Annotated in this window: 13 protein-coding genes and 2 pseudogenes; 1 reads left to right on the top strand and 14 read right to left on the bottom strand. The window is 38.4% G+C overall.

Annotated elements, in window-relative coordinates:
• Positions 1 to 90 precede the first annotated feature (90 nt).
• The 3 genes and pseudogenes from H0173_RS22875 to H0173_RS04165 all read right to left on the bottom strand — a co-directional run.
• Positions 91 to 645 (bottom strand): annotated as a pseudogene (locus tag H0173_RS22875) (methyl-accepting chemotaxis protein); the annotation flags it as partial.
• A 393-nt stretch (positions 646 to 1,038) separates the two neighbouring features.
• Positions 1,039 to 1,923, bottom strand: a pseudogene (locus H0173_RS22615) (PDC sensor domain-containing protein); the annotation flags it as partial.
• A gap of 468 nt (positions 1,924 to 2,391) precedes the next feature.
• A complete protein-coding gene (locus H0173_RS04165; RefSeq protein ID WP_221844904.1) occupies positions 2,392 to 2,535 on the bottom strand; it encodes a hypothetical protein in 144 nt (47 codons plus the stop codon).
• Between the two features lie 256 nt (positions 2,536 to 2,791).
• On the opposite strand from H0173_RS04165, the gene H0173_RS04160 reads away from it, so the two are divergent.
• Entirely contained in the window at positions 2,792 to 3,055 is a 264-nt protein-coding gene (locus H0173_RS04160; RefSeq protein WP_221844902.1) for a hypothetical protein, read from the top strand.
• Positions 3,056 to 3,152: 97 nt separating this feature from the next.
• Here H0173_RS04160 and H0173_RS04155 read toward each other — a convergent pair whose 3' ends face one another.
• The 11 genes from H0173_RS04155 to H0173_RS04105 form a co-directional block, all read right to left on the bottom strand.
• Positions 3,153 to 3,437 (bottom strand): hypothetical protein, encoded by a 285-nt coding sequence (locus H0173_RS04155; protein WP_221844900.1) that lies wholly within the window; start codon positions 3,435 to 3,437, stop codon positions 3,153 to 3,155.
• A gap of 67 nt (positions 3,438 to 3,504) precedes the next feature.
• Positions 3,505 to 3,924 carry a hypothetical protein gene (locus tag H0173_RS04150; RefSeq protein WP_221844898.1) on the bottom strand — a complete coding sequence of 140 codons (420 nt, stop codon included), beginning with the start codon at positions 3,922 to 3,924 and terminating at the stop codon, positions 3,505 to 3,507.
• Between the two features lie 453 nt (positions 3,925 to 4,377).
• Entirely contained in the window at positions 4,378 to 5,277 is a 900-nt protein-coding gene (locus tag H0173_RS04145) for an acetamidase/formamidase family protein (RefSeq protein ID WP_221844889.1), read from the bottom strand.
• Between the two features lie 131 nt (positions 5,278 to 5,408).
• Positions 5,409 to 6,497, bottom strand: coding sequence for a BPL-N domain-containing protein (locus tag H0173_RS04140; RefSeq protein WP_221844887.1), 1,089 nt, complete (start codon positions 6,495 to 6,497; stop codon positions 5,409 to 5,411).
• A gap of 13 nt (positions 6,498 to 6,510) precedes the next feature.
• On the bottom strand, positions 6,511 to 7,482 hold the full coding sequence (locus H0173_RS04135) for an ABC transporter ATP-binding protein (protein WP_221844885.1): 972 nt from the start codon (positions 7,480 to 7,482) through the stop codon (positions 6,511 to 6,513).
• Complete coding sequence (locus H0173_RS04130; RefSeq protein WP_221844883.1) at positions 7,479 to 8,471, bottom strand: ABC transporter ATP-binding protein; 993 nt, start codon at positions 8,469 to 8,471, stop codon at positions 7,479 to 7,481. Before H0173_RS04130 ends, H0173_RS04135 begins: the two co-directional genes overlap by 4 nt.
• Positions 8,472 to 8,518: 47 nt before the next feature.
• On the bottom strand, positions 8,519 to 9,403 hold the full coding sequence (locus H0173_RS04125) for an ABC transporter permease (protein WP_260631022.1): 885 nt from the start codon (positions 9,401 to 9,403) through the stop codon (positions 8,519 to 8,521).
• 20 nt (positions 9,404 to 9,423) lie between these two features.
• Positions 9,424 to 10,359 (bottom strand): ABC transporter permease, encoded by a 936-nt coding sequence (locus tag H0173_RS04120; RefSeq protein WP_221844881.1) that lies wholly within the window; start codon positions 10,357 to 10,359, stop codon positions 9,424 to 9,426.
• A 558-nt stretch (positions 10,360 to 10,917) separates the two neighbouring features.
• Complete coding sequence (locus H0173_RS04115) at positions 10,918 to 12,078, bottom strand: hypothetical protein (RefSeq protein ID WP_221844879.1); 1,161 nt, start codon at positions 12,076 to 12,078, stop codon at positions 10,918 to 10,920.
• A gap of 7 nt (positions 12,079 to 12,085) precedes the next feature.
• Positions 12,086 to 13,141 carry a response regulator transcription factor gene (locus H0173_RS04110; RefSeq protein WP_221844877.1) on the bottom strand — a complete coding sequence of 352 codons (1,056 nt, stop codon included), beginning with the start codon at positions 13,139 to 13,141 and terminating at the stop codon, positions 12,086 to 12,088.
• The gene (locus tag H0173_RS04105) at positions 13,122 to 13,919 is read right to left on the bottom strand and encodes a sensor histidine kinase (protein WP_221844875.1); all 798 of its coding nucleotides are present in this window, start codon (positions 13,917 to 13,919) and stop codon (positions 13,122 to 13,124) included. The genes H0173_RS04110 and H0173_RS04105 overlap by 20 nt, the downstream gene beginning before the upstream one ends.
• Positions 13,920 to 13,967: the final 48 nt, after the last annotated feature.

The raw sequence follows: 13,967 nt of genomic DNA, 5'->3' as shown, positions 1-13,967 counted from the left end.
AAAAACAGCCAAGGACCTTGGCTGCAAACTTTATTTACATTCAATTTTTCCGTTTTTAACATTGTCGTTTGGCGAATTACCTGTCCCAATTTATAATTTAAACCGATTCACAACCTCCTGCAGTTCTCCTGCAATATTGTTCATTTTTTCGGTTAGCTTGGCGGCTCTTTCCATTTCGGTTTGCTGCTGGGCTGCGGACGCGCTGACTTGTTCAGCGGATGCAGCGGTTTCTTCTGATATAGCGGATACGCTTTGAATCGCCTCAACCGCTTGTTCTTTTTGATTGTTCATGTCCGTTAATTTCTGAGATAACTGCACAACATATTCACCGAGCTGTTTAGCAATTAGAGCATTATGTTTGAACGAAGACTCTGTGTTAGAGACAGACTGATTATTCACTTCCATCAATTTCATGTTCTCATTAATCAGTGCAACCGTCTGCTGAGATTCATCCAGGATTTCCTGAACCGTCTTCTGGATAATATCTGTTTCTCTTTTCGATTCCTCAGCAAGCTTTCTTACTTCTTCCGCTACAACAGCAAAGCCTTTCCCATGTTCCCCGGCACGGGCAGCTTCAATGCTGGCATTTAATGCAAGCAGGTTCGTTTGCGCTGTAATCTCATTAATCGAAGTGATAATCGCATCGATATCAGCAATTTTTTGTGAAAGTGTCTGAATTTGCTGCTGAACCTTTTCATTCATTTCATTTGTAGCTCCATTATGTTCGCGTAGCTGGTTGACCTGTTCTATTCCTTTTAGAGTCGATTGTCTTGCCTCATGTGATAATTGGTTCATTTCATTCGACAGGTTAGAAAGCAAATCAATTTGGCCGGCCAATTCAGTCATTCGCTGGTTTGTATGCTCCGCGTCCGCTGATTGCTGTGAAGCTCCCTGTGCAATTTCTTCTACTGCCGACGCTACCTCTTCACTAGAGGCAGAAACTTCCTCGAAAGTATGAAACACTTCATTAGAGGATTGATTTAAATGAATTGACGAGTGTCTGACCGTATGAATGGCAGCGTTCGTTTTTTCTAACATATCATTAAACGCAATTGCCACCGTTCCAATTTCATCTCTGCGCAGCTTGGATTCATCTACTTTATTTGTTAGATCACCAGATGCTGCAACTTCCATTGCTTTTCTTAAATAAGTCAATGGCTTTAACTGGCGATGGATAAACATAGATGAAACAAACGCCATTAGCAAGATCATAACGATGCCGGCTGCAATGGTCAACATAACAATAGAATTAAAGGTTTTAAGAATCGTTGACTTTGTAATAACCGTCTGCACGGACCAGACTTCATCAAATCCATCTATTGAAACAGGCGCAATGACATTAAATGCCTGCTCCTTTAATTGCTTAGATTCAATATAAAAATTAGCTGGTTTTCCTTCCAATAAGCCTAATTTAATGTTTTTCCAATCGACGGCATCAGCCATATTGGTACCAACCAATTTCGGATTTATACTATTGGCCACTACAGTTCCTTCATCTGTAATAATGCTTGCAAAGCCACCATCAGGCTTCATATTCATGACTAATTCATTTAAATAATCTACCGAAAAGGCAGCTGTCAATACCCCTAAAAATTGATTATCCTTCGAAAGCAAGGGAACAGCCATCGTAGTCATACTAATCTCCTGATCTCCTACTTTATATTCTAAAGGCTCTGTCAAAATCATCTTCTTCTCTCGTTTGGGAACAATATACCACTGTCCGTTTTCTTCTGAATCATAGCCTAGAATCGGTTGGATACCAATGTCGCCGCCTTTCTTGAACATATACGGAATAAAACGCTGCTGCTTATCCACCAACATTGGATCAACAGAAGAAATGTCAGATAAAACCCCTTTTTCTAAAATAAGCCCCATACCAATAATTTCTTTATTCTCAGCTACCACATTTTTTATCAAATTCATTGCATCTTGCGGAGTTAATGTACCCTCTCTTATTAGTGCTTCTAGCGAATACTTGCTTGTTGTTAATGTCTCTCTTGTTTCATTAAAATGAAGCGCTATTTCAGAGGCATAAACTAGCGTATGTTCATTCGCATTCAGCTCGGCATCTTGAATGCTTTTATTATATAACTTAACATTCGTCACAATGGAAGATAGCAGGAATAATAGTAAGAAGAGTCCTATTATTAACCCTGACAATCTCCACGCTATACTTTTTGTTTTCTTCATCTGTTTGTTTTCCCCCAATATAAGATTCATATCACTTTAATGTAATCGGTATACTGATAAAATATTTAATAGGGGAGAAAAAATATTTTTCAAGGGTAACAAACGGCCTCATTAATAGAAAAAAGCAACTGTCCTTACAATTCGTAAAGATAGTTGCTCCTGAGCAATAGGCCATAATCCCCATCTCATCCAAGCGGATACCTAAGCATGGGGGTGTTTGCGTTCCTTTTGAATTTCTACATTCTGAGGACGTCTAGGAAACGATGCCTTCCCTTTATCCGGACCGGTTATCGTATTACGCTCGTCCAGCTCATCCCCTGTTACTTCGATTGGTCTTTCATCCATGAAAATACCTCCAATTGTTTTTCTAGCTGCGGTATTAGTATTCCAAAAGCGGTAGGTTTTAGACCAAACTAGTTTTGATTGAATGCTCTTTTTCTATGCGGAAATAATATGTAGGCAATATATCTAAAGATACAATTTTAATAATTTCCTTCATACAATAAACAATTAAGTATCTTACCTAAAAACATAAATAAACAGCATCTGGACAAACTGTTTGTTAGCAGTATCGATTTTTTCATTAAGGAGGATACCACCAATGTCTAGTACAAACGACCACTCTATTCAAAATAAAATGGAGAAAATTTTTCAACATACATTTAGATCATGGGAGAATTGCACGGAAACCAGCATAAAGGACTTCTTAGAACAGTGCCTTGAGCAAGGGATCGACCCGCAATATTGCATGAGCTGGGTAGAACAGCATAAATCACAGATACCAGATTGGCAGGGGATCTCCCAACTTTCTCTCAACTGGGTAAACGAGCATACTTCAACAGGATCACCAGTTTCTTTTGAGTAAAAAGGTTACATAGTCCATGTAAAATTCCCTTACAAAAAATTAATGGACTCTATCTTAACTAATTTAGCCCCCATAATATATATGGGGGCTAAATTAGTTAATGCAAATCTTTATCAATTGGTGTCTTTATCCCTTTCACCCGAAATAGTCCTTGGATAGCAGGCGCTATCCCAACAACAAAAAAGATTATTCCTGCCAAAAAGGAAGCCGCTATCCAGAATGTCATTCCAAATCCAATTAATTTATGGGCCCCTTTAAAATAGGTAACCTGCGGTGTATTTATATAGGAAGACATAATGGCAGCTGTCATATGCTTAGACGCGTACAAAAAAGCTGCAATACCAATGAAAAAGCAGCCCACAGACGTAAATCCCTTATTCATCCCTACGCCTCTTTTCGTTTTTTTATCCTATTTTAGATTGTTTTTGGCACAGTTTATCTGTCCCTCTCTATTTATAAAGCTCTTTATAAGCTATAACTTTCAAGGCCATAATTTCTTCATCTGTTAGTTTGCCTTCCATTTCTTGAATGATTTCTTCTTTAGAAATGGTTCCTTTTTGGACTTGTACCCGAATATCATTTAGTTCTGAAATACCGACCTTTTTGATAAGCACTTTTGTAGCCTCTTCTTTTGTTGTAAATGGCAATTTGCTGTTATCGGCTGTTTTTGCCTCCTCTACAAATGATTTGAGCTGGGGGTCGCTTTCAATCGTTTTTTTGATATTCTCTAATTCTCCACTATTTTCAAGCTCAGTGGAAATCGTTGAGACTAGCTTTTCTGATGCAATCTTTGTACCAAAGTGATAAACACCATAACCAATTCCGCCTAATAAAATAAACGTCACAATTAAAAATTTTAATAATTTCATCATTCACACTCCTAGATAAAAAAAATTACAGGGTCCTCACAAAATACTTCAACCATCGCCTTATAGCTTCTTATCTCATTCTAAGTAATAACCACTTCCAATAGAAAGTGACCTTTATTCCCAATTCTCCCATATTATTAGTGAAAAAGCACTTTACAAGGCTTACTCTTCAATAATGTTAATGTGGATGTCACCAAGAAATAAACAGACCTTAAAGAGTGCTACTAGCCATATGGAAGTAGGCAAATTAAAACAAAAATAACCTCCCGCAATGAGAGGTTAAATTTGTTTCAAATCTCTTACTAGCAGAAGAGATAAAGGTTTTTAGTACATAGTAAAAAATTTTATGGAATGCATATTCGTTTCTTAACATCCCCTACTATTTATGAACATTACTTCACTCTGCTCCAATAAACACGATTTTGGGACATAGTACTACGTCCCCTATCCCAATTAAATAAGATCAACCTTCAATTGCCGTAACAGCCATTTAGGTACAACAAATCGCGCTGTGATGAGGGGATCAACAACTTGGCAGATTTCTGCTTGGCCAGCAGCACTTAATAGCATAGTTACTTCACTTATAGGCATACCTGTTTTGTCTACGAGTCGATCGACCATTTCTTCAGTTGCCAGTTTTACTGCCTGGTCTAGTGTTTCTGCGGAGACGATTTGTGTGACAACCTCTTCATTTTCAAGCATTGGGTGTTGAAGCTTTACCCCTTTTTGAACCTCCAAAGTGACTGTAGCCTTACCAGGAACCTCAATACCAGATACACTAATTTCTCCATCTCCCATGGCAGCGTGGAAATCACCTAATCCAAATAAAGCCCCTTCTACAAAGACGGGGAAGTATAGTGTAGCACCCTCTGTAATCATCTTGTTATCCATGTTGCCGCCGTGTGGCCCTGGAGTACCACAATTGACACCGTCTCCCTCTGGCGCAACCCCAATGACCCCAATCATCGTGTTCATTGGAATCTCAATCTCGTTAAATATAGCCTTTCCATCTCGTATAGGGATTATTTTGGACTCCATCTTGCCAATTCGATGCCCCATTACACCCAAATTTGGTCCAACTACCATAACCCCTTGATTCCCAACCTCTAGCTTTTCAATTTTTACTTTTAACACATCACCAGGCATCGCTCCCTCTACGAAGATAGGCCCTGTCGCTGGGTTAATCTGATTCCAGTCAATTTCTGTAACAGCTGTCTCACTAGATTCGATCTGATCCTTAAAACAATCGTATGTCTCAATTTCCAGTGTAGTACCTGAAGGCACCGACATAACTGGTTTGTGATTTTTGTTAAAATCATAAATAATCCCTTTTTCTCGACTTAACACTACCATTATAAAAATTCCTCCCCCTAAATCGATAAATGGAGTGGAACATAGGGGAAGTGCCCCTTATTCCACCATCACCTTAAAATTTATGGGACAAGAAACACGTCCCAATGTCCCAATAATTCGCTGCTCTTTCCCTATTCACCTTTTATCCCCGATAAGTAATATAGGCTGTTCATTAATAGTTGATAGTGTGTGTTGTCTGCCATTGCATGCTCTGTTCCGCAGTCTCCAAATTCGGCATGCGGAGATATGAGAACCATATGTCCCTTTCCATAAGTGCCTTCAATAATAGCAGGGGAACCTTCTAAATGTTTCTTAAATCTTTCTTTCGTAAGTGGGTTCGACCACTTCATCGCTTCAATTGCGATTGGATTATTTTCCAAGCTCCAGGATGGCAGTTCTTTTCCTGATGCAATAAAATCCTTATATCGTGCTATAACTTGGATATTTTCTAAATGCAGGATTTCAAATGCTGGACCTTCCCAATAAATCATATCAACCGTACTAGGACTCCCCATTGCTAATCCGAAGGTTACAGGATGTCCAGGATCTTCAATCTCAACGCGTACAAAACCAGTCCCTGTTCGCCAGTAATCCAACCCGCTCAAATCTGTAACCGGCAGCATATTGAGCCATACATCGTGGGCTAGTGTATCCTTCATCGCAGAAAGCGGAAAATAACTCCCTGCACACGAACCAAGATATAAGCCGCCATCTTCAACAAAGGACTTGATTTCATTAAAGCCGAGTTCCCCTAATCCCTCATAATACGACTCCCCCGCATCTGGTCCTCCCGGAACAATTAGAATTTCATAATCTTTTAAAATTCCAGACCTCACATCCTGATCAGAAATAATATCAACCTTAAGTCCATAAGCATTAAAAAATTGAATAAACGGCTCTGAACAAAACGGAGCGCAGTTCATTCCATCTAAAAAAGCAATTTTAGATTTTAGTAAAAGACGCTCAGCTTCATGTACCATCCCATCCTTTAAGGTATCTGATTTTACCCCCTCTAACACAGCTTCTCCTTTTACAATAAAGCTGCCGGGATAAATAAAATGTCCTTCTGGAAATTGCTCTGTTGCACACTTTGCCTTTTTCTGAACGCGGTATACTTCTTCACCCTTATATAGCATTCTATTAATCTGCTTATAAACGTTTGAAAGCTTTCCCTGATATGTTGCAAGACCCAGTCTTGTCATCGGTATTACTTTATACATTTAAAATACCCTCCTATTCGTTATATAAATGGCAGGCAACTAAATGTCCTGGTTTTACCTCTCTTAAAGCGGGACTTTCATTCTTACAAATGTCCATACACTCACTGCACCGGCTCGCAAAGCGGCAGCCAGCTGGTAAATCAATTGGGCTCGGCAAGTCACCCTCAAGGATTAAATCTTCCTTTTTTGCCTTAGGGTCGGGAATAGGGATTGCAGCCATCAAGGCTTTTGTATAAGGATGCAAGGTATTTTGATATAATTCCTCTACTTCCGCCATTTCCACTATTTGCCCAAGGTACATAACTCCAACCCGGTCACTTATATGTTCAACGACGCTAAGATCATGAGCAACAAAGAGAATTGTTAAATTTAATTCATCCTTTAGCTGTACCAATAAATTTAGGATTTGAGCTTGAATGGATACATCAAGAGCCGAAACTGGTTCATCTGCCATAATAAATTCAGGTTCTACAAGCAGAGCACGTGCAATAACAATCCTTTGCAGCTGCCCGCCGCTAAATTCATGGGGATGACGGTCCAAAGCATCTACGGGTAAACCAACCTTCTCTAAAATCTCCTCCATCCGCTTCTGTTCTTTACCACTTGCAAGCTGATGAACCTTTAGCACTTCCATAAAGGTTTGTCTAATAGTCCTGCGAGGATTTAATGATGAATGCGGATTTTGAAAAACCATTTGCATTTGCCGGCGCAATAACTTTAACCTTTTAGAATCTGCAGAAGTAATGTCCTCATTATCGTATATGACTTTCCCTTCACTTGGCTCAACGATTCTTGTAATACAGCGTCCTAATGTCGACTTTCCACATCCACTTTCCCCAACAAGACCAAAGATTTCACCCTTTTGAATGGTAAACGAAACATCATCAACAGCCTTTAAAATTTGCGTATGCTTACCGAGAAAATTCCGCTTCCCCGTAGGAAAATACTTTTTCACATTTTCAACCTTTAAAAGCGTCTCCGTCATACGACTGCACCTCTTTCCGAAATTAGGTTCTCGGCATGATGACAAGAAACTAAATGCCCATCTTTCATAGAGCGCAAGGATGGTGCCTCCCTTTCACATACATCCGTTTTATACTGACAACGCGGCGCAAAAGCACAGCCCTTAAGCTCCAAATGTAAATCAGGCGGGCTTCCTTCGATTGGCTGTAACGTTTTCGATCTTCCCCCTAATTTTGGAATTGAGGCAATGAGGCCAAGTGTATATGGATGCATCGATGACTCAAATATCGTATTTACATCACCGCTTTCAATAATTTCTCCCGCATACATGACAGATACTTTATCACACACTTCAGCTACTACCCCAAGATCATGAGTAATCATTAATACGCCCATATTAAATTCCCGTTGCAATTGTTTAATGATCCGAAGAATTTGGGCTTGAATGGTTACGTCCAATGCTGTCGTAGGCTCATCAGCGATCAAAAGCTTGGGCTTACACGCCAAGGCAATTGCGATCATTAATCTTTGCAGCATCCCTCCGCTAAATTCATGAGGATATTGGCTATATCGATTTTCTGGCGAGGGAATACCGACAAGCGATAGCAATTTAATCGATTCTTCTTTTGCCTGCTTTTTATTTAATTTTTTATGATAACGAAATACTTCTGCAATTTGTTCTCCAACAGTCAACAATGGATTCAACGAGGTCATAGGATCCTGAAAAATCATCGAAACAATATTCCCTCTGATATGCTGCATTTCTTTTTCTTTTTTCGATAGTATATCAATGCCATCTAACTGGATTTCGCCCGTAATAGAAGCTCTGCTAAAATCAATTAGTTTCATTATGGACTTTGCCGTTACACTTTTCCCGCTGCCGCTCTCTCCGACAAGTCCCATAGTTTCGCCTCGTTCAATCGAAAAATTAACAAATCGAACCGCATGGGCTAGACCTCTCTCCGTTTTAAATTTTGTTGATAAATTCTTAACCTCGATAAGCTTCGTCATTCTTATTCCTCCAATCATCAATAAGCTGTTCCGAATGAAAAGGTTAATTACACCTTTCTCTGCTTTGGATCAAAATGCTGTTGTAGACCATCGCCAAATAGATTAAAGGCAATAACCGTTATCATAATGGCAAAACCTGATGCCAAAGCAGTGTTTGGAGAAATGAGAAGATACTGTCTGCCTTCCTCTAGCATTGCACCCCAGTCAGCTGTCGGAGGCTGAACACCTAATCCAAGAAAGCTCATCGCAGCTAAATCCAGAATGGCATAGGCTAAATCAATAGTGCACTGTACGACTATAGGCGAAATACAATTTGGTAATATATGAATAAAAATTATACGAAGGTTCGAGAAACCTAAATTACGTGCTGCCTCCACATAAGTTTGTTCCTTTTGTACGAGGGTAACGGATCTTACCACTCTCGCAATCATAGGAATGTAAACAATCCCCAGCGCGATAACAGCATTTTCTAAGCCTCTTCCAAATACCGCAACGATAATGAATGCAAGAAGCAATGCAGGAAAAGCCAATATAACATCAAATGCTCTCGTTATTAGACTATCAATTCGGCCGCCGTAATACCCGGCAATCAACCCTAAAGGAACACCAATAACTGTCGCAATCCCAACAACAAACACAGCACCAAGAAGAGTAGTTCTAGCGCCGAAGATTACCCGGCTAAAAATATCCCTTCCCTGCTTATCAGTACCAAATAGGTGCTCCCCTGATGCAGGCTGCAAAGACAAGGATAAATCTTGATCATTTGGACCATACGGAGCAACAATTGGAGCAAAAATCGAAAGCAGGACAATCATGATAATCACAACCCCTGCTGCAACTGCTAAATAATTCTTAAAGAAAGAGGATCGAAAAAAAGGCCTTTTGTGCTTTGCTGCTATGGCTATGGATTGAGATGGTTCTATCTGCGCCAATGCAATCACCTCCGAAAATATTAATATCGAATTCTAGGATCAATAACTGCGTATAATACATCTACTAAAAGGTTAATTAAAAGGAAAATCGTAACCATAAATAGGGCTGTCCCCTGAACAACTGGATAATCGCTTGTTTGAACCCCATTAATAATTAAACTCCCTATTCCACCAAGCCCAAATGTATACTCGACTAAAACGGTCCCTACAACTAAAAAGCCAAGCTGCAGTCCTGTTACCGTCAGTAATGGAATGAGTGCATTTTTCAACCCGTGCTTAATGATAATGACGCTTTTCGGCATTCCTTTTGCAATAGCTGTTTGAATATAATTTGTGTTCAATACCTCAATCATTCCGCTCCTCGTAATCCGTGAGCTAAGAGCAATCATATTCACTCCGAGAGCAAGGGCAGGCAGGAATAAATATTTAAAGTTCTCAATCACGTTATCCCCTGTCCCAAACGCTGGTAAAATATCAAGTTTATAAGAAAATAAAAGTACTAGTAAAACCCCTGTGAAAAATACAGGAGATGAAACCCCACTCAGAGCAAATAATGAAGATACATAATCCACCCATGTATTCTTTTTCACAGCTGCAATAATCCCTAGGGGCACTGCTATTAAAAAGGTAATGGCTGCACTCATAAGTACGAGCTGGATGGTTAATGGCAAACGGTCAGCGATCATACTGGAAACTGACTGTTTCATCTTAAAGCTTTCTCCTAAATCCCCCCGGATAGCATCTTTAATCCAATACATATACTGAGTGACAATATCTTCGTTCAAATGGTATTTCTCTCGTATACTTTCCAGTACCTCAGGCGTCGTCTGTTTGCCCCCAACCATTACTAAAGCAGGATCTGTTGGGCTTAAATGGGACATCCCAAATATTAAAATCGAAACTAAGAACAACACAGGGATTAGAAGCAATAACCTTCGAACAATATAAAAAAACATCACTACACCACCTTTATAATAAAATTTTATCTATTAAACTTTTGAAAACACAATTTGACTTAACCTCCTATTGATATAATTTTCCGAATATTAATAATTATTTTAACAACATCCTTACCTACATCTTTTAAAAATTTAATCATTATTTCTTAAATATTTAATTCATTAGCAGTTCTTAAATGTTAGGACATCCAACCTGACAATATAAAAGGCTGTTTTCGTAAACTTTGTTGTTTTAACACTAAATAGTGAACCGTTCCTTTCCGCTTCAGGCACGCAACGATCGCGGGGAGGAAGTCGAGCCTTCTCGCTGTTCCGTCTGCGGGGTCTCGACTTTCCTCTATTTCCCGCAGGATATTGATTAACATCCTTGGATTAACACCGCACGACAAAATACGGATGTATTTTGGAGGAGTCAAGTGCCTTCCGCTCCAATCCACTATGCGTTATCAAGATTGTAAAAAAAGAAACAATCTTTTAGAAAACAGCCAAATAAAAAAAGCCTTCCATCATGTCATCCTTTGACTTCTGGAAAGCTCTTTTTGTTAACCTGTGGATTTAGCCCTTATGAAAAACCTCTCTTTTCTCATATGTTTTAATCGATCCTGCATAATGGAATATCATCATTATCATGAATGAAAATAGAGTGCTAACTACTATTGCAATCATAGTTGAATATAGTGCGGTTAGAATAAAGGCAATTAAGACTCCCACTGAAAACACAAACCGATTGATAAGATGTTTATGTGACGGCCAAACGATCACACCTAATAAAGGACCCCATAACAATCCGAAGAAAAGGAGAATATCAAGGAGTGTGATTTTAAAAGTTAGCACGATAATTAAAGGTATAACCACTAAAAGGATCGATATAAATGGCAGTTTATCTTGGTAACGTTTCTTAAAGTTATCCCAAATAACAACACTTTGGCTTATTAAAAGAAAGAAACAGGTGACATATAATATCGTCTGACCAAAAGCGCCGCCAAATTGATTGATAACAAGGACACTTACTTGATCACTTAATTCGGGCCAGATGGCTTGAGCTTTTGCTAGAAAAGCAAGAGACCCTATTGAAATTGGGACAACTAGCCAAATTAGGGACGATACAAGATATATTCCGAACTTAGCCGTACTCTCATTTTTCATAAAAAATAAATGATAAAGAATTTGATGAGAAAGGAAAATAACGCCTATAACAACAAGTAACTGCCATGTCAAATGGTTATCAAAGCGCAGCATGTCATTCGCCAGAAAGTGCAGCCCTGAATAGACTGTCGGAATGCTTACTTTCAAATACACCAACGTAGGAATTAAAAAGGAAAAAATTAAGCCTAGAATAATCATACATACATAAAGCCAATTCCTATTTTTACTTTGTAGGAACATGATAATAACTACAATAAACAGAATGATGGAAACATTAATAATGGATAAGAAGTTTTGAAACGACTTCGAAACAATCACTTCAACGACATTAATGGTACAAGCGGTAATCTCAAATAATAGTAAAACATAAATTAGACTTTTAAATTTTTCATCCAATAGCATATATCGGTGTCGTCTTTGCAGAAAGTAAATGAGCAAAAATGACAAAGCACCTAAGAAAGAAAAGCCGAGGAGGCCAAAAACACCATGCTCTATAGCAATTTGAGCTGATAATAGGAAGATGACAGGAGTGATCCAAGCAGCCAATTTATTAAGCATTTTTGTCGCCATGATCCGTTCACCCAATTCCCCTTTTATATTGGCTTGGCGATATACCGGTAAATTTTTTAAAGCTAACAGCAAAGTATGCTGGGCTATTAAAGCCAACCATATCGGAGACAACCTCTACATTATAATTTTGTTTTAACAGCTCCTTAGCCTTATTGATTCGTACATTTAATAGAATCTCCGTAAATGTCTTCCCCTTCTCTTTTTTCAAAAGGCGATTTAAATGAGAGACACTAACATGGACTGCTTGCGCCACATCAGTTAAGGTAAGGGCCTTGTAATAATTAGTTTGAATAAATTGCATACTGCGGTTTACAATGGATTCATCCTTCGTATCCATATATTTCAGAGCATCCTGATAAGAATTCTTTAATTGATTAGACACTCCATAACCGTAAACAAACGAATCCCCTAATTCAATTTCTAGCTGAAGGATTTTTTCCATCGTGATTTCTAAGTTTTGTTTGCTTGTAATATACAAAAAGACATCCCCGATAGGCTCAGGAGTTAAATATCCCTCTATCTGCGAGAAATAGTTTACGAAGTTCTCCTTCCAATTTGCAAGCTCACATTTTATGGTGACAACGACTTTTGGAATAAACGTAAAGTAACGCAAAACCTCACTATTCGGAAGATGTCCTTCTCCGTAAATTAAATTTTCCAATAATGATTGTTTGAACAGCATATTCCTAGACCTTTTTTCATCCCAAAGAGTACGCAGCTTCATAAAGGTTTCAATAAAGTCTTGTTTACGGAAAGGCTTTAATAAATAGGAGCTTGCCCCTAATTCGATTGCCTTTTGGGCATATTGAAAATCACTATAGGCAGAGACGATGGCAACAACCTTATCCGGCCAATCCTTCCTAATAATCTCCAATGTTTCTAGCCCAGATAATCCTGGCATTTTTATATCTAAAAAAATCATATCAATTTGTTCGTTTTTTAAAGTATCTATAGCGTCTAGACCGTTTTCAACAAGAATCACATCTCTCTCGCCAAAGTCATTCAGGATTTTCTTTAGATTTAGAAGTTCTAGCGGTTCATCATCAACTAGCAGAATTTTCATACTCTATTCCCTCCTTAAGCGAAATGAGACAGCTAGTCCCTTCTGAAGAACTAACAATAGCTAAGTCAGCTGCTTCACCAAAAAAATGTTTCAATCGCAAATAAGTATTTTTAATGCCAATACCAAAATCCCCTTCCTCTCCTCCACGTTCTTTCCATTGATTAAAGTGTTCAATCTTTTCTATTGGCATCCCAACTCCGTTGTCCATAATTCGAATTCGCAGCCTGCCATTGCTTTTATAAGTTGAAATCTTAATGAACCCTCCTCTTATATTAGGTTCGATTCCATGCTTACAGGCATTTTCAACCAAAGGCTGAATAGTCAGCATTGGTATTTTAAAGTCATCTAAATCCTTACTATGATCAATCTCCCAATTTAATCGGCTTCCAAAACGCAGCTGCTGAATTTTTAAATACATTTGAATACTTTGGATTTCTTCACTAACTTTAACAAGCTGGTGATTTTCCCTAATGGTATACCGTAATAGCGAAGAAATGGCATAGACTGCATCCTCAGCTTCATGGTTTTTATTAAGCCTAATTAACGAGGTAATGGTATTTAATGAATTGAATAAAAAGTGCGGATGGATTTGGGAGGCTAAATGACTTAACTGTGCTTCTTTTAATAAACTTTCTAATTCTGTTTTCTTTTTATCTATTTTTAAATATTCATGTTCTTGTTCAAATATAAGAAGGGACACAAAAATCGTTAGTCCGGCTATACCGCCAACAATTCCAAAAACAATAATAACTGTGAACATAGAAAGTGACAAAACCATTCATGATTCCCCTTATTTTGTCAGAATATTATATTAATTACATCATAT

Origin of the sequence: Bacillus sp. S/N-304-OC-R1 (genome assembly GCF_019749375.1) — a bacterium.
Classification (GTDB): Bacteria; Bacillota; Bacilli; order Bacillales; family Cytobacillaceae; genus Cytobacillus.
Note: the sequence above shows the minus strand (reverse complement) of the source record. Positions and strands in the feature narration are given on the sequence as shown.

Bases quoted from the DNA above. Each gene is read 5' to 3' on its own strand.
- H0173_RS04105 (WP_221844875.1), bottom strand. From the start codon at position 13,919: ATGGTTTTGTCACTTTCTATGTTCACAGTTATTATTGTTTTTGGAATT.
- H0173_RS04165 (WP_221844904.1), bottom strand. From the start codon at position 2,535: ATGGATGAAAGACCAATCGAAGTAACAGGGGATGAGCTGGACGAGCGT.
- H0173_RS04130 (WP_221844883.1), bottom strand. From the start codon at position 8,471: ATGACGAAGCTTATCGAGGTTAAGAATTTATCAACAAAATTTAAAACG.
- H0173_RS04160 (WP_221844902.1), top strand. From the start codon at position 2,792: ATGTCTAGTACAAACGACCACTCTATTCAAAATAAAATGGAGAAAATT.
- H0173_RS04150 (WP_221844898.1), bottom strand. From the start codon at position 3,924: ATGAAATTATTAAAATTTTTAATTGTGACGTTTATTTTATTAGGCGGA.
- H0173_RS04120 (WP_221844881.1), bottom strand. From the start codon at position 10,359: ATGTTTTTTTATATTGTTCGAAGGTTATTGCTTCTAATCCCTGTGTTG.
- H0173_RS04155 (WP_221844900.1), bottom strand. From the start codon at position 3,437: ATGAATAAGGGATTTACGTCTGTGGGCTGCTTTTTCATTGGTATTGCA.
- H0173_RS04145 (WP_221844889.1), bottom strand. From the start codon at position 5,277: ATGGTAGTGTTAAGTCGAGAAAAAGGGATTATTTATGATTTTAACAAA.
- H0173_RS04135 (WP_221844885.1), bottom strand. From the start codon at position 7,482: ATGACGGAGACGCTTTTAAAGGTTGAAAATGTGAAAAAGTATTTTCCT.
- H0173_RS04140 (WP_221844887.1), bottom strand. From the start codon at position 6,497: ATGTATAAAGTAATACCGATGACAAGACTGGGTCTTGCAACATATCAG.
- H0173_RS04110 (WP_221844877.1), bottom strand. From the start codon at position 13,141: ATGAAAATTCTGCTAGTTGATGATGAACCGCTAGAACTTCTAAATCTA.
- H0173_RS04115 (WP_221844879.1), bottom strand. From the start codon at position 12,078: ATGGCGACAAAAATGCTTAATAAATTGGCTGCTTGGATCACTCCTGTC.